Annotated in this window: 20 protein-coding genes; 7 read left to right on the top strand and 13 right to left on the bottom strand. The window is 30.7% G+C overall.

Annotated features, from left to right (window positions below):
* The first annotated feature begins 35 nt into the window (after positions 1-35).
* Entirely contained in the window at positions 36-1,229 is a 1,194-nt protein-coding gene (locus CSUB8523_RS04110) for an MFS transporter (protein ID WP_039663494.1), read from the top strand.
* On the opposite strand, the gene CSUB8523_RS04105 is transcribed toward CSUB8523_RS04110, so the two are convergent.
* Both CSUB8523_RS04105 and CSUB8523_RS04100 read right to left on the bottom strand, forming a co-directional pair.
* The gene (locus tag CSUB8523_RS04105) at positions 1,226-2,008 is read right to left on the bottom strand and encodes a CheR family methyltransferase (RefSeq protein ID WP_043019710.1); all 783 of its coding nucleotides are present in this window, start codon (positions 2,006-2,008) and stop codon (positions 1,226-1,228) included. The two genes, CSUB8523_RS04110 and CSUB8523_RS04105, sit on opposite strands and share 4 nt — an antisense overlap.
* Before the next feature lie 9 nt (positions 2,009-2,017).
* Positions 2,018-2,569, bottom strand: coding sequence for an MCP protein-glutamate methylesterase (locus CSUB8523_RS04100; RefSeq protein WP_039663489.1), 552 nt, complete (start codon positions 2,567-2,569; stop codon positions 2,018-2,020).
* A gap of 145 nt (positions 2,570-2,714) precedes the next feature.
* Between CSUB8523_RS04100 and rpiB the strand changes: the two genes are divergently transcribed.
* From rpiB to ychF, 6 genes are read left to right on the top strand one after another with little or no spacing between them, the layout of a single operon-like run.
* Positions 2,715-3,152 (top strand): ribose 5-phosphate isomerase B, encoded by a 438-nt coding sequence (rpiB, locus tag CSUB8523_RS04095; RefSeq protein WP_043019709.1) that lies wholly within the window; start codon positions 2,715-2,717, stop codon positions 3,150-3,152.
* Positions 3,149-3,481, top strand: a complete 333-nt coding sequence (locus CSUB8523_RS04090) for a hypothetical protein (RefSeq protein WP_039618138.1) — start codon at positions 3,149-3,151, stop codon at positions 3,479-3,481. The genes rpiB and CSUB8523_RS04090 overlap by 4 nt, the downstream gene beginning before the upstream one ends.
* Positions 3,472-4,017, top strand: a complete 546-nt coding sequence (gene apt / locus CSUB8523_RS04085) for an adenine phosphoribosyltransferase (RefSeq protein WP_167333043.1) — start codon at positions 3,472-3,474, stop codon at positions 4,015-4,017. The genes CSUB8523_RS04090 and apt overlap by 10 nt, the downstream gene beginning before the upstream one ends.
* Position 4,018: 1 nt before the next feature.
* Positions 4,019-4,612, top strand: a complete 594-nt coding sequence (locus tag CSUB8523_RS04080; RefSeq protein ID WP_039663479.1) for a DedA family protein — start codon at positions 4,019-4,021, stop codon at positions 4,610-4,612.
* Entirely contained in the window at positions 4,609-6,060 is a 1,452-nt protein-coding gene (locus CSUB8523_RS04075) for a leucyl aminopeptidase (RefSeq protein WP_043019708.1), read from the top strand. The genes CSUB8523_RS04080 and CSUB8523_RS04075 overlap by 4 nt, the downstream gene beginning before the upstream one ends.
* Positions 6,057-7,157 carry a redox-regulated ATPase YchF gene (gene ychF, locus CSUB8523_RS04070; RefSeq protein WP_043019707.1) on the top strand — a complete coding sequence of 367 codons (1,101 nt, stop codon included), beginning with the start codon at positions 6,057-6,059 and terminating at the stop codon, positions 7,155-7,157. The genes CSUB8523_RS04075 and ychF overlap by 4 nt, the downstream gene beginning before the upstream one ends.
* Positions 7,158-7,162: 5 nt before the next feature.
* Here the strand turns inward: ychF and CSUB8523_RS04065 are convergent, their stop codons facing one another.
* The 11 genes from CSUB8523_RS04065 to CSUB8523_RS04015 all read right to left on the bottom strand — a co-directional run bounded on the left by CSUB8523_RS04065 (position 7,163) and on the right by CSUB8523_RS04015 (position 21,071).
* Complete coding sequence (locus CSUB8523_RS04065) at positions 7,163-8,926, bottom strand: hypothetical protein (protein WP_043019706.1); 1,764 nt, start codon at positions 8,924-8,926, stop codon at positions 7,163-7,165.
* Between the two features lie 81 nt (positions 8,927-9,007).
* Positions 9,008-12,841, bottom strand: coding sequence for an autotransporter outer membrane beta-barrel domain-containing protein (locus CSUB8523_RS04060; protein ID WP_043019705.1), 3,834 nt, complete (start codon positions 12,839-12,841; stop codon positions 9,008-9,010).
* Positions 12,842-12,891: 50 nt separating this feature from the next.
* The gene (cmoA, locus tag CSUB8523_RS04055) at positions 12,892-13,602 is read right to left on the bottom strand and encodes a carboxy-S-adenosyl-L-methionine synthase CmoA (protein WP_043019704.1); all 711 of its coding nucleotides are present in this window, start codon (positions 13,600-13,602) and stop codon (positions 12,892-12,894) included.
* Entirely contained in the window at positions 13,592-14,443 is an 852-nt protein-coding gene (locus CSUB8523_RS04050; RefSeq protein ID WP_043019703.1) for a bifunctional riboflavin kinase/FAD synthetase, read from the bottom strand. The genes cmoA and CSUB8523_RS04050 overlap by 11 nt, the downstream gene beginning before the upstream one ends.
* Positions 14,409-15,131, bottom strand: coding sequence for a 23S rRNA (cytidine-2'-O)-methyltransferase TlyA (tlyA, locus tag CSUB8523_RS04045; protein WP_043019702.1), 723 nt, complete (start codon positions 15,129-15,131; stop codon positions 14,409-14,411). The genes CSUB8523_RS04050 and tlyA overlap by 35 nt, the downstream gene beginning before the upstream one ends.
* A complete protein-coding gene (gene ligA / locus CSUB8523_RS04040; RefSeq protein ID WP_043019701.1) occupies positions 15,121-17,076 on the bottom strand; it encodes an NAD-dependent DNA ligase LigA in 1,956 nt (651 codons plus the stop codon). Before ligA ends, tlyA begins: the two co-directional genes overlap by 11 nt.
* Positions 17,076-18,221, bottom strand: coding sequence for a dihydropteroate synthase (gene folP / locus CSUB8523_RS04035; RefSeq protein WP_043019700.1), 1,146 nt, complete (start codon positions 18,219-18,221; stop codon positions 17,076-17,078). The genes ligA and folP overlap by 1 nt, the downstream gene beginning before the upstream one ends.
* Entirely contained in the window at positions 18,218-18,820 is a 603-nt protein-coding gene (locus CSUB8523_RS04030; RefSeq protein ID WP_052243710.1) for a DNA polymerase III subunit delta', read from the bottom strand. The genes folP and CSUB8523_RS04030 overlap by 4 nt, the downstream gene beginning before the upstream one ends.
* 41 nt (positions 18,821-18,861) lie before the next feature.
* The gene (locus CSUB8523_RS04025) at positions 18,862-19,398 is read right to left on the bottom strand and encodes a HobA family DNA replication regulator (RefSeq protein ID WP_043019698.1); all 537 of its coding nucleotides are present in this window, start codon (positions 19,396-19,398) and stop codon (positions 18,862-18,864) included.
* Positions 19,399-20,601, bottom strand: coding sequence for an aspartate kinase (locus tag CSUB8523_RS04020; protein ID WP_043019697.1), 1,203 nt, complete (start codon positions 20,599-20,601; stop codon positions 19,399-19,401).
* On the bottom strand, positions 20,601-21,071 hold the full coding sequence (locus CSUB8523_RS04015) for an RNA pyrophosphohydrolase (RefSeq protein WP_043019696.1): 471 nt from the start codon (positions 21,069-21,071) through the stop codon (positions 20,601-20,603). The genes CSUB8523_RS04020 and CSUB8523_RS04015 overlap by 1 nt, the downstream gene beginning before the upstream one ends.
* Positions 21,072-21,106 lie beyond the last annotated feature (35 nt).

Here is a 21,106-nt window from a genome sequence, read left to right as displayed (position 1 = left end):
TACTTTAAATTTCATACTTAATTCATAGGATATTCATGACATATAGGTCTTTACTTCAAAATAATAAAACATTTCGCCTTTTAGCAATAGTGCAATTTATAAGTTATTTTGGTGCATGGTTTTCCCAAGTTGGAGTTTTTACTCTTTTAACCAAAGAGCTTCAAGCACCTGCAAATATCATAGGTTTTTCAGCTATTTTTATTTTTTTGCCTTCTATTATACTTGCACCCATAAATGGGGTTATAGTAGATAGGTTTAAGCCTAAGAATTTATTACTAACAATGATTAGCATTGAGATGATTTCTATTTTTATGTTAATTTTTATTAACTCCCTAACAATGCTTTGGTTTTTGTATTTTTTAACTTTTGTACGTATGGCTGTTGCAAGCATGTATTTTCAAACAGAAATGTCTGTTTTACCTAAAATTTTAACCCAACAAGAACTAAAACTCGGTAATGAGCTTCATAGTATTATATGGGCTGTATCATATGCTTTAGGTATGGGTGTAGCAGGACTTTTTATAGATCTTTTTGGAGTAAAACCAGCTTTCATAGCTGACACCTTAATGTTATTTTGTGCTATACTTGTACTTAAAACTTTAATCTTACCTGATGAAAAAAACACCACACAAAATAATCTTTTTATACTAATCAAAGAAGGTTTAACTTATATATTTAGCAATAAAAAAATCATTCATTTGATTTTACTTCATGGGGTTGTAGGGATAACTGCTTATGATGTTTTAATCACTCTTTTAGCAGAATATGAATACGCTAAAGTTATTTCCATACCTTTAGCTATAGGATTTTCTAATGCCATAAGAGCCATATCTTTACTCATAGGTCCTTATGTGCTTAGTCCTTATATCAACAAAAATACTTTAGTGTATTTATACCTAGCACAAGGTATAGGTATAATGCTTTGGGCTTGCTTGCAATTTAACTTTTATCTTGCCTTTATAGGCTTAGTAATGGCAGGTTTTTGTACTTCATCTTTATGGAGCTATACCTACACACTTTTGCAAAATGATTGCGATAAAAGATACTATGGTAGAGTAATCGCTTATAATGATATGGTATATTTAACTTTTAGTGCAATTGTTGCTTTTTCAACAGGATATTTATTTGAATTTTATGGAGTAAAATTAAGCCATTTTACTTTTGGTTTAGGAGTATGTTTTGTCTTTGCAGCGATTTATTGGTGGTGGTTTAATAAAAAATATAACTAATCCACCTTAGAATAATAAACCCCACCTGCTGAAAAGTTCTTATCAAAATAAGCTGTTTCAGGTACAAGATCTGATTTTCCTGGGTAAATTCTACCCTCTCTATTTAACATCCTATGAAAACGTTCCATTAGTCTTATTTTGAAATCTTGATCAAAGTAAATCATCATATTTCTTGAAAAAATCACATCAAATTTTCCAAGCTTAAATAATAAATCATCAAAAACATTACAAAGTTCAAAACGACATCTGCAAACCAAGGCTTCTTTTTTAAGATGATACATTCTATCTTTTATATCAAAATAACGTGTTTTTTGCACAGTGTTTAATCTAGCTACTGAACGCTCTGAATATATCATTTCATTGCATTTATCTATCATTTTTTTATTGATATCAATACCAATTATATTCATACCTTTGATGAAATTTTCACTTGCTAAAATTGCTAAAGAATACACTTCCTCACCACTTGAACATGGAGCACAAAGCACATTTACAGGACGATCAAGAGATTTTATGTAATAAATTACGTCTTTTAATTGCTCTAATTCTCTAAAAAAATAAGTCTCGCAAACTGTAATAAAATCCATAGTTTCTTGTTTTAAATTTCTTTGGAACTGCACTTTTTCATTTAATTCATTAAGATTACTTAAACCTAATTCTTGTAAAAATTTAGGAAGTTTTATAGATAAAATATCTTTTTTAGTATTAAGATTATTTCCACTTATTTGTTCTACTATTTTTATAAAATCACTCATTTCATTTTCTGTAATTTTTATCATCTTTCCATCCTATGATTTGATAAAATGTATTATTTCTTTTTTGAGTTCTATTAAACTCATCGGCTTTAAATTTGGGTTAGTATCCCTAGCTTTTTTAGGCATACCATACACTATAGAATCTGCTTCATTTTCACATAAACATCTCACACCAGCCTTATAAAGTTCAAACAAAGACTTAGCACCATCATCACCCATTCCTGTCATAATTAAGGCTAAAATCTTATGGTATTTACAAAGATTTACAGCAGAATTAAATAACACATCAATTCCTGGATTAAAACTACTAACTTCATCTGTAGTATTTAATGTTAAGGTATTATTACCACTTAAAATCATATTTCTTTGACAAATATAAATTTTATTTTTCAAAACTTCCTTATCACTTGGTATAATCACCTCGCTCAATGCTTCTTTGTTAAACTGATTTACAAAAGAAGGAATAAAAGCTGGATTCATATGCTGAGCGATCACCAATGCACAATCTTTCAATTCTACATCATTTAGTAAAAACTTTAGTTGGCTTGGGCCGCCTGTTGAAGAACCAATCAATATAAGCTTCATTTTTTACCTTAAATAATTATTGTTATCATATCAAATAAATATTTGAAAATATAAAAAAATAATTATATATAAGAAAGAAAAATTTTAATTAAATATGATAAAATTAATACTTTAAAATTCCAAAAAATGATAAAGTGAATGCTAAATGTTAAGAGAAAAAATTTATATTGCAAGTGATCATGCTGGTTTTACTTTAAAGCAAGAAATCACGAAATTTTTACAAGAAAAAAACATCGTTTTTGAAGATTTAGGACCTTTTAGTGATGATCGTTGTGATTATCCTGATTATGCGCATTTATTAAGCTCTAAAATCAATGAAAAAAGTTTTGGAATTTTAGTATGTGGTTCAGGCATTGGTATGAGCATAGCAGCAAATCGCCATAAGAATATACGTTGTGCCTTATGTAATGAACCATTAAGTGCTAAACTTTCAAGAGAACATAACGATGCAAATGTTTTAGCTTTGGGAGCTAGATTAACTGGAATAGATATGACTTTTGAAATCATATCAATTTTTATCAACACTTCTTTTAGTGGTGGAAGACATCACATAAGAATTAGTAAAATAGAGGAAAGATTATGATCTTAAGTTGGCTTGTATTAACTGTATTAATTTGTGTTAGTATTTATATGACTATTATGCTACTTTATTATAAAACCCTACTCCATAAAGAAAAAGTGGCAAAAGAATTTATAAAAAACAACCTTGATGATACTGAAATTGTTATTAGAAAATTACAAGTGCAACTTCAAAGAAGTTTAGGAAATATAGATATTTTAACCGAAGAATTAAATAAAAGTAAAGCAGATCTAACCTCTCTTAGAACAAGAAATTCACAATATCGTATCGAAAATGAAAAATTAAGACAGAGAATCAAAGAACTAGAAGCAAAAATAGAGGCATTATTATGATAAAAGAGCAAGATAAAAAATATTTACTAGATAGTATCAGATCTATTAAGGATTTTCCAAAAGAAGGGATTATTTTTAGAGATATTACTACTTTATTAAACAACAAAGAAGCATTTGCATTTTTAATGGATCATTTAGTTGAAAAATATCAAAGCACAAAGCTTGATTATATCGTTGGTATAGAAAGTAGAGGTTTTATTTTTGGAGCCGCCTTAAGCGCTAGACTAAAACTTCCTTTTGTGCCTATAAGAAAACCTGGAAAACTTCCATCAAAATGCATACAAGAATCATATAGTCTAGAATATGGTAGTGATACTATAGAAATTCATATCGATGCTTTTAATAATCAAAAAGCAAATGTTTTACTTATAGATGATCTTATCGCTACAGGTGGTACAGCTATCGCTGCTGTCAAACTTATAGAAAAACTCAATGCAAAGTGTATTGAAGCTTGTTTTTTACTAGAATTAAAAGATCTAGATGGTGCTAAAGAATTAGCTAAATTAACTTCTGTTTATAGTGTTTTAGAGGTATAAAATGGAAGAATTTTTAAAACAACTTTTGTATGATTATAAAAATTGGGCTTATATTATTGTATTTTTATGGTGCATACTTGAAGGAGAACTTGCATTAATTTTAGCAGGTATTTTTGCACATGAAGGCCATGTAAATTTAGGACTTATTATTTTCATAGCGGGCTTAGGTGGCTTTGTAGGCGATCAAATATACTTTTATATAGGAAGATATAATAAAAAATACATTCAAAAAAAACTTCGCACCCAAAGGCGTAAATTTGCCATAGCACATTTACTTTTACAGCGTTTTGGTTGGCCTATTATTTTCATACAAAGATATATGTATGGTTTTAGAACTATCATTCCTATGAGTATAGGACTTACACGCTATAGTGCAAGAAAATTTGCTTTTATCAATCTCATTAGCGCTTGGGCTTGGGCTGCGATAACTATTTTACTTGCTTGGTTTTTCGGTAAAGAAATTTGGCTAGCTGTTGAATGGGCAGGAAATCACTGGTATTTTGCCATACCTATTATAGTTTCTTTCTTACTAACATTATTTTTTGGAATGAAACAAATAGAAAAATCAATACTTACAAAAAGGACTAGAAAATGACTTTTAATTTTATAGAGGAAAATATCAGCTCTATAAATGCTGATTTTGAAATCATTTTAACACAAGATAAAAAAATAGAAAAATACACTCAAAGTCAAGAACTTTTCAAGCTTTCAAACTATAAAGGTGAAGGAATTTGTATAGATATGCAAAATAAAATTCTTTATAGCGAACTTAAAAGCTTAGAATATGAAGATATAAGACTTGCTTTTGCAAATGCATATAAAGCTTTAAAAAAACTTGAAATTCAAAGTGTAAAAACAAAAAGTGTCATAGGAAAATGTGTAGTAAATAGCTTCAATGCCATGATTCAAGGATTTACTTTTGGTGCTTATGAATTTAACAAATACAAAAAAGAACCAAGTTTAAGTAAATTAGAAAATATCTTCATTACAAAAGATGAAATTAATGATAAAACATATAATCTAGAGGAAGCTTGCATAGGCATAAACTACGGTCAAGTTTTTTCTAACGCGTGTGATTTTGCAAAAAATATTGTTAATGAAATCCCACAAATTTATACTCCTGCTAAAATGGCTGAAGATGCACTTGAGCTGAGCCAAAATAATTCTAATATTTCATGTAAAATTTATGAAAGTGATTTTTTAGAACAAGAAAAAATGCAAGCATTTTTAGCAGTAAATCGCGCTTCAATCCATCCCCCAAAACTCATTCATCTTTCTTATAAACCACAAAATCCAAAAATGAAAGTAGTGTTTGTAGGTAAAGGGCTAACTTATGATAGTGGTGGGCTTAGTCTAAAACCTGCTGATTACATGCTAACGATGAAATCAGACAAAAGTGGTGGTGCAGCTGCAATGGCTATTATTAAAGGTGCAAGTGAGTTAAACCTTGATATAGAAGTTCATTCTATCATTGGTGCAACTGAAAATATGATAGGTGGAAATGCTTACAAGCCTGATGATGTGCTTATTTCAAGAGAAGGTGTGAGCATCGAAGTGAGAAATACAGATGCTGAAGGAAGATTGGTTTTAGCAGATTGTCTTTCACTTGCCCAAGATCTTAAGCCTGATTTACTTATCGATTTAGCTACTTTAACAGGCGCGTGCGTTGTTGGGCTTGGAGAGTATACTAGTGCCATCATGGGCAACAACGAAGACTTGCAAAACGAATTTTACAAGGTAAGCAAAAAAAGTGGAGATTTAGCTACTATTTTACATTTTAATCCTCACTTAAAAGAGCTTATAAAATCAAATATAGCAGATATTAGCAATACCTCTTCAAGTCGTTATGGTGGGGCTATTACTGCTGGATTATTTTTAAATTCTTTCATTAGAGAAGAATACAAAGACAAATGGTTACATTTAGATATCGCAGGACCAGCTTACTTAGAAAAAGCTTGGGGTTATCACAGCTTTGGTGCAACTGGAGCAGGTGTTAGAATGTGCCTTTCATATTTACTTTATCTTTCAAGGAATAAAAAATGAGTTTATCAGTTGGTATAGTTGGACTTCCAAATGTAGGAAAATCAACCACTTTTAATGCACTCACAAGAGCGCAAAATGCTGAAAGTGCAAATTATCCATTTTGTACTATAGAACCTAATAAAGCCGTGGTTCCTGTGCCTGATCATCGCTTAAAAGAACTAGCAAAGATTGTAAATCCACAAAAAATCATACGCTCTAATATTGAATTCGTAGACATAGCAGGATTAGTAGCAGGAGCTAGCAAAGGCGAGGGTTTGGGTAATAAATTTTTATCCAATATACGCGAAACAGAAATGATTTTACATATCGTGCGTTGTTTTGATGATGAAAATATCACTCATGTTGCAGGTAATGTTGATCCTGTGCGTGATGTGCAAATCATAGAAACAGAACTTATACTAGCAGATATAGAACAACTTAGCAAAAAAATAGAAAAACTCGCTAAAAGTGCAAAAGCAAATGAAAAAGGTGCAAAAGAAAACTTAGCCTTAGCAAATGAACTCTTAGAACATTTAAACCAAAACAATAGTGCAAGCTCATTTCCAAATAAAAATGAAGTTTATCAAGCACTCATAAAAGAACTAAGATTGCTTTCAGCCAAAGAAGTCATCTATGGAGCCAATGTTGATGAGAATTCACTCTTAGAAGATAATGACTTCGTAAAAGATCTAAAAGAATTTGCCACTAAATGCGGCCATGAAGTGATCAAGCTTTGCTCTAAAATAGAAGAAGAAATGATAGCTTTAAGCGATGAGGAAAACCATGAATTTTTAAAATCCTTGGGTATAGAAAGTAGTGGTTTAGAAGTTGTAATACGTACTGCATTTTCTAAACTAAACTTAATTAGTTATTTCACTGCAGGGCAAATCGAAGTAAGGTCATGGACTATACAAAGAGGCTGGAAAGCACCTAAAGCAGCAAGTGTGATCCATAATGACTTTGAAAAAGGTTTTATCAAAGCCGAAGTAATCTCTTATGAAGATTATATTACCTACAAAGGCGAAAGTGGTGCTAAAGAAGCAGGAAAACTACGCCTTGAAGGAAAAGACTATATCGTGCAAGATGGCGATGTAATGCATTTTAGATTCAATGTTTGATAATATCAAACATTGAACTGCTTTTTAATCCATTTTTGCAACCTTTTTTTAGTATCTTCTTCATTATTAAATGTAAGCAAATTTGCCTTAGACCAAAAATAACTCTTTGGATTTTCAAATTTACCCCAACGCCAATCAAACCTAGGAGCTAAAAGCACGGTAGTAGGTATATCTAAAGCTAAAGCTAAATGAGCTATAGCACTATCTATACTCACAACACAATCAATATCTTTTAAATGATTTAAAGTATCTTCCCAGTTTTTTAAACCCTCTCCCCTATTTTCTACTATATCAGGCAAGTTAAAATAACCAACATTCTCCACTTGAAAAGAAACAATTTCACAATCTAAATCTTTTAAGGCATTAAGTAAAAATTCTAATTCTACATTTCTTAACAAATCCGAATGAGCTGCATTTGGTGTAAACCAAAAAATACCTATTTTTTTCTTTATATTGCTTGGTTTTTCTAGACTTATAAGTGGTGTTTTTAGTCTAGGAATTTCATCTAGCTTGATATCGCACAACAAAGGCAAAGAGCAAATTGGCATTGCATAGTCAAAATCTTTTGGAAAGTCTTTTAAAACTTTTAAATTTAAAAATGCTTTACTGTTTTTGTTAATTTCTTTGATTTGATTTTTAAACATTTCATACATAGCACTTTGAGGGGCAAATAAAACTTTAGAGGCAATTTGACAAAGTTTTTCTAAACATCTTGCATACATAATGGTATCGCCAAAACCTTGCTCACAAAAAACCAAAATCGTTTTATCTTTAAAAGCTTGCACACCTTCTTTATTAAAAGCTTGAATAGTTTTGTTGTAATGATACGGAGAAAAAGTTTCATTATGTGCGTAAAAAAGTCTACTTTCATATATCCTTTTACCTTCTTCAAAGTTATCACTCTCACCCATACGCATTAACAAATACGCCAGATCAAACTGATAAGTCGCGTGAGAATGTAAACTCAAGGCTTTTTGGTATGCATTGTAAGCACCTTGGTAGTTAGAACTAAGCTCGAGCGCCTTTGCATAATTTTGCCAAAATTGTGCATTGTTTTGATTAAATTCGCATAAGCAAGCAAATAAATTTAAAGATTCTTCTAATCTCAAAAGTTTAAAAAGCAAATAAGCCTTTTGCGGTAGAATTTGTGTATTAAGATACTCATTAATCTTAACAATCGTTAGATTTTCTTGTGTTTTTTTCTGTAGTCTATCTTGCAAATTAGCACTATGAATATGGTTTTTTTCTACTAATTCTCCATTTTGAAGTTTTTCTATCATTACTTGCGCAAATTTACAAAGCTCCTCATGTGCTTGTAGTGCTTTAGTGAAATTACTTTTAAAATAAAGCTCAGCATAGCTTTTCCATAAGTCAAGATTATACAAGTCTTTTTCCAAAGCAACTTGATATAATTTTTCCGCTTCGACTAGATTACCTATGCTTTGGTATGCATACGCAAGCTCCAAACTAAGTTCATCAAACAAATCATCTTTTCTTTTTAAAAGCTCTTGCAATAATTTCACACCATCTTCAAAATATCTATTAGACAAAAGTGCTTTTGCATACATTAAACCATAAAAACTTGTAGGGTAAAGGTTAAAAATTTGCCTTGCATAATGCAAAGCATTTGTAAAATCACCTAGTTTAAACGATGATATCATCGCATATTCTAGTGCATTTTTTAGATCTTGATTTAAGTATGCCTCACTATATTCTAAACACTTTCTATAATTTTCATTGAAATAATAATATAAAATCTTATCTAGCATTTTTTGGTATATCCTTTATTAAACTAGGCAAAAAATTACTTAATTCATTAATTTTGCAATATACATCAATTATTTATATTATTACCACCATAAACCCAATTTAAAAAACATTGAATGTGAAGCAGTATTGCTAAATGTAAATACACCAGAATAATTTAACGATAATTCAGCATTTTTGGCTATAGCATAAGACAAACCAAGCTGTCCAAATCCGTAATATTTAGATGTTTCAATATCTGCTGTAATTTTATTTTTGCCAAGCTTCATACTACCTTTTGCATCATTGTATAAATTAATGATTGATCCTGCAACGATACTTGTTTTAAGCTTATCACTCCATGGTTTATGTACTTTTAAAACTGCACTTAAGTCTACAAAGTTAAAATGCTCTCCATTATAAGTTTCCTTTGCATTATTAAAATGTTTCAAGAAAAAACTTTCATTGCTTATACCATAATAACTTAAGCCAATTTCAGGAGAAATTCTTGCAATATCTAATGTATTATAATAATTAGCTCCTGTTTTAATGTCTATACCATAGCCATAGGTTTTAATATCGCTACCTACATGTGCAGAATTGTTTTTATAAGTTTTATCTAAAATAGTATCAGTATAATCTAAAATAGTATCAATACTGATATAATATTGATCTATACCTTTTCTTGCTAACACACCATAATATGTCAAACCACCATAATAACTTTTATCGTCAAATTTTAATCTTTGATAAGCTTGCTCTTTTGAACTTTTTTCATGTCCTAAATAAAACCCTATAACACCATTATCATTTGGCAATTCTTTTTGAGTTCCACCTACCAAACCAAATGTATTGCCTTTTAATCTTTTCGAATTACCTCCTGTTGTTATAGAGAAATTACTATAATAAGGGATTAAAAAAGAATAATTAGTTGCTTTTGGGTTTTTATTAAAGATAAAAATATCTTCTAATTCAGCTAATAAATCAGCATCATTTCCATATTCCTCAGTTTCAGTACTTAAATCCATACTTGATACTTGATCAAATTCTGTTTGAAAATTCTTAAAATTTGTTTCTCTTAAAATATTAGAAATATTAATATTTCGCAATCTAGCAGAATAGATTATGGATTTAGCCAAAGTTTCACCACTTAACTCATTTAAATCTAATTGAGTAGAATATTTTCCTCCACCAAGATTTACAAAATCAAATAATCCTGTTGGATCTTCTATGCTATCAGCATTAACACCTTTTCCATCATTAATTTCATGTCCTTTTATATCACCATTTGAATCTGTAAAAAAAGTATTTCCATCATATATAGCACCTTGCACAACATTGGCAGTATTTATATAAATTTTATTTAAATGGATACCTTCTAGATTATCCCCTCCAATAGCGATAGAATTTTCCAATCTATCTTTTTCACTCTCATATTCAGGAGCATTAAAATACCACCCATTAATTTCAATTATACCATTGTTATTATTTTCAAGATGATAACCTTGACTACTCTTTCCTATACTAGCTTTTTCTCCATATTTATCTTGAGCATTATCTAAAAAAATAGTTCCACTATTTACTATACCTCCATAAATAACGCCCGTATTATCTATTTTAATAGTTCCTTTATTTGCTATGCCATTAAAAATAACACCATCATTTTTTAACTGATTAATATTGCCATTATTAACAATACCATAAACTTTATCATCGAAAAGAGATGTTTTTTCGTCACCTATAGTTCCAATATTATAAATATTATCTATATTACTATCATTATAAATTATTGAAATATTAGCTCTTTCTTGATTATAAATATGATTTATACTTGATATATTTTTCAAATCAAAAGTGGTTAATTCATTATTTTGTATATTATCTATATAAGCAACATCATCCATATTTTTATTACATTTATTTGAATGGCAATTTACAATACTTGTTATGCTTCCATTATTTGAAATAGTATCAACATTTCCTTGATTTACTAATGATTTATCAATATTTCCATTATTAAATATACCTCCTTGTATTACTCCATGATTATGTATGCCAGTTACAGTAGCATCCTCATCATTGATAATATTTTCCATTTTATCTTTATTTTGAAAATAGTTTTCTATTGTTCCACTATTAATGATATTATCTATAGAACTAGTTTCATCTTTATCTATAGTAATACTTCCTTGCTTATTCTCTAAAATACCAACCTTGGAATTATTATGAATTTCTATTTTAGCATCGTTAAAGTTAATGATTTTACCAACAGATGAAGACTGCTCTAATTCAATAGAAAGTGTTTTAAAATTTTCAATATAATCTACAGAACTATTATCTAATTTTAAACCTTCTTTGATCATTCCAGTATTACTGATACTATCTATATGAGATTTTGTTAATTCTATAGAATTTTCAATTGTTCCTTTATTGTCAATAGCATTAATAAAAGAATCATTCAGTTTTATAGATCCTTGAATTAATTTTTCATTATTAACAACACCAATAATTTTAGACTTATTAGATAAAACAATATTTCCTAATATCGTTCCTTTATTGTCAATAGCATTACCATTTGAATCATGAATCATTTCTCCTTTATGCTCAATAGAAGCTGATATAGTAGCTTCATTTAAACTTATAGCATTATTATCGCTTTTGGTATCATCACTACTTTTTCCCAATGTTCCTTCATTGATAATACCAGTCTTTCCAGATATTATAGCATTACTATCTAATATTACATTTTCTATACTACCTGATTGGTTATAAATACCAGCCTTATTTCCTATAATAATCCCACTTACTTGAATTGTTCCAATATGATTTTTACTTTCTGAATTTTCTATAAATACACCATAGCGATCGGCTAAAATAATTCCGGTGTTATTAATGGTTTTTATGTTTATATTATATTCATTTGAATCTTGTTCTACTTTTCTTTCATCTCCCAAAACAATACCATCTTGTTTAGCTAAAATAGTTCCAGTATTGTTAATGGTTTCTATTATGGTATTTGATGCAAAAAACATCCCATTATACACATCTATCAATCCAGAATTATCAATATTTCCAATAGTTGTCGTGTGTATATTTTCAGTATATATACCATTTCCTATTTTATCAGATGATAAATTTTCTTTAGTTCCATCCCATTTTATAGTGCCTGAATTTGCAATCGTTTTAATCTCAAAATTTTCTTGTATCACCTGCCCTTGGTTTATTACAATACCACTACCACTGTTAAAAGAAATAAAACCACCATTATTAATATCTGAAATATGTGCTCTTCTTTGAACAACAATAGCGCCAAGCCTTTGACTATCAAAATCAAGTTCATTTGAATTAGCTATAATAGCGCCTGTATTATAAATACTTCCTATCGTTCCTCCTGCAAAATATATACCTCTATCTCCTTCAATAGTGCCTGTATTAGTTATATTATCAATAGAAGAACTTGCTCCTTGTATACGAATACCAGCAGATTTTGAACTTATAAGCCCTTCATTTTTTATATTTCCAATCGTGCCAGAAACTGTAATAGCTGGTTTTGGCAAATCTGTATTAGATTCAACTTTTACTACTCCATCACTAGTTATAGTTATATTTTTTTCTTTACTACCTATAGATATACCATTATTAATAGTAGTACTTATAGTGCAATCTGCTTGCTTAGCATCACAAACATTAGTAGCTTTAACAATTCTAACACTTCCATTTGAAATTTTATCACTAGCAGTTACTATACTGGCATCAGCACAAGTTTGCAGAAAAGATATAACAGACAATGATAGTAAAATTTTTCTACAATTTAAACTTTTAATATCATTTGTTGCCAATAGATTATTCGACTGAGAAGACATTTTATGTATCCCCCCCCCAGCCAAGCTTCCAGTTTTTTGCAAAACATCAAGAGAAGAGATCAATCTAACAATCATTATCACTCCAATAAGTTATTATTAAATTTATATTATAATAAAATTTTACATTAATAATTCTTAAAAGCAATAAAACTCTGAAAATTTATCCATTGAAATACGCTTTCTACTTTAGAAAAACCCGCTTTTTTTAACATGGTTATATTTTCATTTTGAGTATAAGGTATGAGAATATTTTCTAAAGCTTCTCTTTTAGTTGCAATTTCTAATTTACTATAACCTTGATCTTGCTTGTAGTTTTCATAAATTTCTATCATTTTTTTAGATATTTTTGCATCCTCATAAAGAATTTTTTCACTCATGATAAAAATTCCACCCTTATTTAAATTTTTATAAATTTTATTAATGACTTCTTGTCTTTTTGGAGGACGGATAAATTGCATGGTATAAGTAGCGATGAAGACATCATTTGTAAAAAATTCAAAATCGTCTAAATTTTTTTGATAAAACTCCACCTTAGCCCCAAAAGCTTGGCATTTGCTTTTGGCGATCTCTAGCATAGCTTTTGCATCATCAACCCCGCTTAAAAGCAAATCTTTTCTTTTTTCATATAATGCTAGTAGTAAAGTAGCTGTAGAGCAACCAAGATCACAGATTTTCGCATTTTGCGGTGTAAAATGATCGATGAGTTCTACTATGAGTTTTAAATTTTGTGTATAAAAAGGCACAGATCTTGAAACCATATCATCAAATACACTTGCTACGCTTTTATCGAATTCGAATTGTTTTTCTAAAGGTTTTTTAAAAATTTCATCTTTCATGGGATCTTCCTAAAATTTCTTTTGCTTTTTTGATATCTTTGCTAATTTGTGCTTTTAGTAAGGCTAAGTTATTAAATTTTTCATTGGCTCTTATATAGCCAATAAAACTTAACTCTACTGACTTTGCATTTGTGTTTGTAAATTTTTCATCTAAAATATGTGTTTCTAAAGCAAAATTTTTATCAGTAGATCTTATACCTATAAAGCTTACACTATAATAACTTTTATTTTCAATTTTCACTAAAGTTGCATACACACCATCTTTAGGCAAAATGAAGTCTTTTGCATGTAAATTTAAAGTCGCAACAAGCTCTTTAGCGCCTATACCTTGGCCTTTGATGATGTTTGCTTTTATGGTATAAAACCTACCTAGAAAATTTTTAGCTTCTTGGACTTTAGCTTCTTTGAGTAAAGTTTTAACCATGCTTGCATGAACACTTTTGTTTTGAATTTTAAACTCATCTACGATGATGGTATTTACCCCGCAAAGACTTTGTATATCTTTAGCACTACATTTTCTTTCTTTACCAAATTTAAAATCATACCCTACGATGATTTTTTCTAGTTTGGGAAATTCCTGCCTTAAAAGCTTTAAAAAATCCTCACCTTTATAGTCTTTGATTTTGTAAAAATCACAAAAAATCAAAGGAAAATCAACTAAAGTTGCTCTAAAATTTCTAGGTGTTAGGGCTTTGTTTTCTTCTTTAGTGATGACAAACAAGGCTCCATTTTCATCTAAATGTTTAAAAAGCTCAAAATGCCCCAAATGCATACCATCAAAACGCCCTATGGCCAAATTTGTGATTTTAGTTTTTTCTATAGGCGTAGAAAAACTCAACATTGCCTTCTTTTCCTTTTAACTGTGACTCTTGACTTACTTGTAAGATCCAACCAAGTTTTGCACAGGCTTTTTCAAAGTTTTCTTTGGCATTTTTAATGGCTTTTGTATCTTTTACCACTCCATTTTTATCGCGCTTAGTGTTTTTACCTACTTCAAATTGAGGTTTAAAAAGTAAGATGATAAGATCTTTAGCAAATTTATCTATATGAAAAATCAAATGCGTTAAAGATATAAAACTCACATCACAAGTGATAACATCATATAAAATTTCGCTTTTAAACTCACGTAAATCGGTATTTTCACAAATTTGAAGATTTTCTAAATTTCTTAAACTCTCATGAAGTTGGTTAGAACCCACATCTAAAGCAGTGATATGTTTAGCCTTGTTTTGGTGTAAAATTTGCACAAAGCCTCCGGTTGATGAGCCTATATCTAAACAAATTTTATCTTTTATAGTAAATGCATGCTCGTGTAAAAAATACTTGAGTTTAAAAGCGGCTCTACTTACAAAAAGCTCTTCTAAAAGTGTGAGTTTTAAACTCTCATCTTCTAAAGGATTTAAAGATGTGAGTTTAAAAGAAGTCTTTTTAAACTCGCCATTGAGTAAAATTTGCTTGTTTTCTATAAGCTCGCAAGCTTTATTACGAGAAATGTTTAGTTTTGTACTTACAAAAACATCAAACCTCATCAGCACCACCTAAAAGGGCATTAAACTCGGCTTCATTGATACACTTAACCCCTAAACTTTGTGCTTTTTCAAGCTTTGAGCCTGCTTCACTTCCATATAATACAAAGTCAGTTTTTTTAGACACACTTGAGCTTACTTTTGCACCAAAACTTTCGATCAACTCTTTAAAATGATCGCGTGATTTGCTTAAAGTACCCGTGATCACAAAGGTTTTATTAGAAATATTTTCATTTAAAACAAGCTCTTTTTTCTCATCTTCTAAGTGTAAAATTTCATAAAAATGCTCAATACGGTTTGCGTTGACATGAGTAAATTCTTCTAAGCTTTTAGCCATTTGTTCGCCAAAGCCTTCTAAATTCGCATAAGCTTCATAACTTTGCATAAACCATTCAAAGCCAAAAGATTGTGCCAGCTTTTTAGCCGCTACTTCGCCAATATGCTCTATACCCAATGCAGTGATAAATCTTGATAAAGGGCATTTTTTTGCATTTTCAATAGCACTTAGAAGATTGTTGATTTTTTTCTCTTTAAAGCCTTCTAAACCTTCAAAATCACTGTATTTTAAGAAAAATATACTCTCTATGTTGGTGATTTTTCCTTCTTTAAATAAAAGCTCGACGATGTTTTCTCCAAGGCCGTCTATATTTAAACACTTTTTGGATACAAAATGTATAATGGAATTTACAAGTCTTGCCTTGCAGTCTAAGTTTTGGCATTTTAAAAAAGCACCTTCATCTAAAAGCTCACTAGAACACTCAGGACAAAGAGTTGGTTTGGAGATTTTGCTTTCTAAACCATCACGCCTTTGGGTGAAAACTTTGGTGATTTTTGGTATCACATCGCCACTTCTTATCACACTTACACTATCGCCTATCATCACTCCCAGTCTTGCTATCTCATCAAAATTATGCAAGGTCGCAGACTTCACCACCACTCCATCTAAATTTACAGGATCTAGCACTGCCACAGGAGTGATCACTCCGCTTCTTCCTACTTGTAAATTCACTCCAAGCAAGGTGGTAGTTTTTTCCAAAGCAGGAAATTTAAATGCTGCCATAAATTTTGGAAATTTCACAGTATAGCCTAAAAATTCACAATGGGCTAAGTCATCTACCCTTACAACCATACCATCCATCATCATAGGCTTTTGATCTCTTTTTTCTAAAAGCTCATGATATCTTTCCAAAACCTCATCTAAAGTTTTCACACAAAAAACAAAGTCATCTTTTAAAAAACCAAGACTTCTTATAAACTCCATCACTTCAGAGTGCTTCTTAAACTCCAAAGAATTCTCCCCTACTCCCCAAGGGTAAAATTTTAAATTTCTTTCTTTTGTAATACTTGTGTCAAGCTGTCTTAGCGAGCCACTTGCCCCATTGCGTGGATTTGCAAATAAACTTAAGCCCTCTTTAGCTCTTTTTTCATTGATTTTTTCAAAATCTTCTTTTAAAATCACCACTTCGCCACGAATTTCTATCTTATCTTTATAAGGTATGCTTTGAGGTATATTTGATATCTCTTTTACATTTAAAGTAATATCTTCGCCTACTTCTCCATCGCCTCTTGTAGCACCGCTAATTAAAATGCCATTTTCATAAGTAAGATTTAAACTTGCTCCATCAAATTTAGGTTCTATGAAAAAATCAAACTCACATTTGGCTCTTTTTGCCCAAGCTCTAAGCTCAGCTTCATCAAAAACATCTTCCATAGACCACATTTTTGCACTATGCGCAAGCTTGTGGAATTCACTTTGTATTGTCGGGGCGATATTTTGCGTAGGAGAATCTTTAGCAATTTTTTCAGGGTATTTTACTTCAAATTCTTTCAACTCTCTAATGAGTTTATCATACTCCTCATCGCTTGCTAAAGGCTCATCATCTTCATAGTAAGCCCTCATCCATTCTTTTGCTAGTTTTACTTTTTCTAAATACTCTTGATAAGTCATCATTGCTCCAAAGAAAGTTCATTCATCGCTTTTGCAAGCTCAAACATTTGTTTATGCTCGTATACATCATGCACCCTTATAATACTTGCACCATTTTTAAAAGCCTCTAAATGCAAATATAGCGTACCTGCAAGTCTTTGTTCTACATTTGATTGAAAATACGCATTAATCACGCTTTTTCTACTAGCTCCGATTAAAAGCTCCTTTTCAAAGCGCAAAAAATGCTCTAAGTGTTTAATTAACATCATATTATGCCAAGGACTTTTACCAAAACCAATACCAATATCTAAAATCACATCTTTTAAGCCAAGCCCACTAAGTCTTTGTAACTTTTGCGCAAAAAAACTATCAAGCTCGGCTAATACATCTTCATAACAAGGGTCATCTTGCATATTTTGCGGAGTATTTTGTATATGCATGAGTGTATAGGTGGCTTTGTAACTTAAAGCTAGTTGGGCCAAATTTTCATTTTTAAAACCAGTAATATCATTAATAAGCTTAAAGCCTTTGTTTAAAGCATATTCTAAACAATACTCATCAAAGCTATCTAAACTAAAAATACATTTTTCATAAATTTTTTCTTTATAGATTAAATCTAAGGTGTTTTTTAAACGCTTAAATTCTTCTTCCTTCCCACAATACACACTACCAGGTCTTGAAGAAACCGCACCTATATCTATATAATCAGCCCCTTGAGAGATCATGAGTTCGATTTTTTCTAAAACTTCATTTTCTTTAACCCTGCTTTGCGCATTAAAACTATCTTCATTGACATTGATCGCACCCATGATTTTTGGTTGAGTGGGTTTAATAAATTTAGACTTTAAAAATAATGCTAAATTTTTGAGTTTAAAATCTTGCAATTTTTCTTTCTCTATGAGTTTTTTAGCTTGATCTTGCGTTACCATAAGCAAGGCACTAGTTTGCTCCTTACCCAAAATAACCTCTTTATGTGTCACAAGCTCAGCTCCCACTCTTAATGCATCTTGCTTGAGTATATTTGCAGCAGGTGCTCTTAAGTCTTTGATAAGAAAAAAATGAATTTGAGTTTTCTCACTCATAATCTTTTCTCCCGCCTTATGCGGTTTGATATAGTGACAAATTTTATCAAAGTGGGTGTTGGGATTGATTTTGATGATTTTCATTGTTTTCTCTCATGTAAAAATAAAACTATCGTGCTAAGCAAAACTGATGGCTTGGCATTTAACTTAGCTAATTCATAAGCTTTATAAAAAAAGTCGATCTCTTCATCATTTAGCTTGATATCTTGCTTAAAACACTCATAACTTAAAGCACTAATAAGCTCTAAACACTCTTGTTTATCTATATTTTCGTATTTTTTTAAAAATGCTAAAACATTTGCAAGATCCATTTTTTTAAGATCTAAATTTAGGCTTATTTTTTCCCTTTGAATTTTATGCTTTTCTATCATAAACCTTGAAAGTATGGTAGGTAAAAATACATTCTTAGATGGCGCTACAATGATAAAATACACATTTTTTGGTGGCTCTTCAAAAAGTTTTAGTAAAAAATTTTGCGCTTCTTCACGAAAAGATTTTGCTAGTATGACAATGATTTTAGCATGTGCTTCAGCCATATAGCTTTCTTTCATAATAGCTCTTGCAGTTGCTTGAGCATTTTTATCATAAGTTAGGTCATTTAGTCTTAGTTCTAAGTCGGGATTTTTAGGTATGAAAAATCTAAGGTTTTTTTGTCCATATTCTTCTATGAGTTTTTCTTGCATCAACTCAAAATCATTATAAATAATGATTTTATTTCTTAGGTTCAAATTTCTACCTTAGAAAAAAGTACCGCTTCTAAGCTTTGTTCAAACACTTTATACAAAGAAATGAGTTTATAATCTAACTCTTTATCACGCGAGGAAAGATAAAAGCTGTTTTGCAACTGCTCATCAAAAAGCCAAAGCATACTTTCTGCTTTAGAATTAGCGATTTTAAATTTAAAACCTGTATTAGTCCCTATATAAAAAAACGCATAACCATTAGGAAAAGAAACACTTAAAAGATCATTTAGTAAATCTATATCTTCTTGGGTATTGCAAGCTTTATTATAAATTCCTTTTAAAGACACAAAAGGCACTAAAGGTCTTGTGTTGCTAGCATTAATTTGGCTTAAAAAATACTCTTCAAACCACATTCTTTGCTCATCAGTAATCACAATAAAAGTATAACCTTGTAAAAGCAAAACTAGTTTAGAAGCAATCAAAGGCGACCACTCAAGACGCCTTTCTTCTAACCAACTTGCATAAGTGCCATTTTCTCGGATTTGTTCTAGGGTAAATTTTAAAAAACTATTACTCATTTATATATCTAGTTTATAAACTTCATGTAGTACTCTTACAGCTAATTCGCCGTATTTTTCATGTACGATCATTGAAATTTTGATTTCGCTTGTAGAGATCATTTGTATATTGATGTTTTCATTAGCTAAAGCCTGAAAAGCAGCCGAAGCAACACCAGAATGTGACTTCATACCTACACCTACAACAGACACTTTTACTACCGCACTATCTGTTTCTATAATGGCATTAGCTCCTAAAACTTTTCTCATAGCATTGGTCGCTAAATCTAATTCATTTTCTGGCACAGTAAAGCCTAGATTAGTAGCTCCATCTACTCCTACATTTTGAATGATCATATCCACATTAATGTTTTCATCTGCCAAAGTACTAAAAATCGCAGCTGCAATTCCTGGTTTATCATCGATATTCCTTAATGTTACTCTTGCTTGGTTTTTATCTAATGCTATACCGCTAACCAAAGCTTGTTCCATATTTTCCTCCTTAGTAATAATCGTCCCTTCATTTTCATTAAAACTGCTTCTAGTTACTAGTTTAACATTTAATTTTTTAGCTAATTCTACTGAGCGATTTTGTAAAACTTTAGCTCCTAAACTTGCAAGTTCTAACATCTCTTCATAAGAAATTCTATCTAGTTTTTTAGCCTTAGGTTCTATCCTAGGATCTGTCGTATAAACCCCATCTACATCTGTGTATATCTCGCATAAATCTGCTTTTAAAGCTCCCGCTAAAGCTACCGCACTCAAGTCGCTTCCGCCACGACCCAAAGTAGTAACATTACCCATTTTATCAACACCTTGAAAACCCGCAACCACTACGATATAACCCTCATCTAGAGCTTTTGTAAGATTTGAAGTTTCAATATGCTCAATTCTTGCTTTAGTATATACATCATCTGTGATGATCCCTGCGTTGCGACCTGAAAATGCAACCGCTTTTAAACCCATTTCATTTAAAGCAATAGCAAGCAAAGATGAAGTTACACGCTCACCACTACTTAAAAGCATATCCATCTCACGGCCTGAAGGGTTTTTACTAAAATGGTGCGCAAAATCAATAAGCTCATTAGTAACCCCACTCATCGCTGAAACTACCACAACTAGCTTATCGCAAGTTTTTTTGCTTTTAGCTACTCTTTTAGCGACCTCATCAATGCGTTCTAGCGTTCCTACGCTTGTTCCTCCATATTTTTGTACGATCAGCATTAAATATACCCCCTTTCTTTAAAATGTTTCAATACTTTGATGTATATAGGTTTTTTAAAATGATTTATCATGTCATAAACTTGATCTAAATCAACAAGCTTATAAGCATCAAATTCTGGATTTTTAGTGTCAAGATTGATTATGGCTTTGTTTTTTAACTTCACTAAGAAATATTTTTGGCTTTGTCCATCATAAGGATACATCTTCTGTGCGACTTTAGCCGGAAAATCATAACTAATCCACTCAGGATGTTCGGCTAAAATTTCAATCTCATCTGTGCCTATTTCTTCTTTTAATTCTCTAAACAATGCGCTTTTAACATCTTCCCCCTCATCAATGCCACCTTGAGGGAACTGCCATATATCTTCCATATCATTGCGTTTAGCAAGTAAAATTTTACACTCAAAAGGATAAGCTGATGATAACACTATAGCAGCTACATTTGGCCTGTATTTTTTTTCTTTTTCCATGATTTTCTTATCCTTGACTTTTAGATAATATAATT

The organism is Campylobacter subantarcticus LMG 24377, from assembly GCF_000816305.1.
In the GTDB taxonomy this organism is placed as follows: domain Bacteria; phylum Campylobacterota; class Campylobacteria; order Campylobacterales; family Campylobacteraceae; genus Campylobacter_D; species Campylobacter_D subantarcticus.
This window is presented reverse-complemented; position numbering and strand designations above follow the sequence as displayed.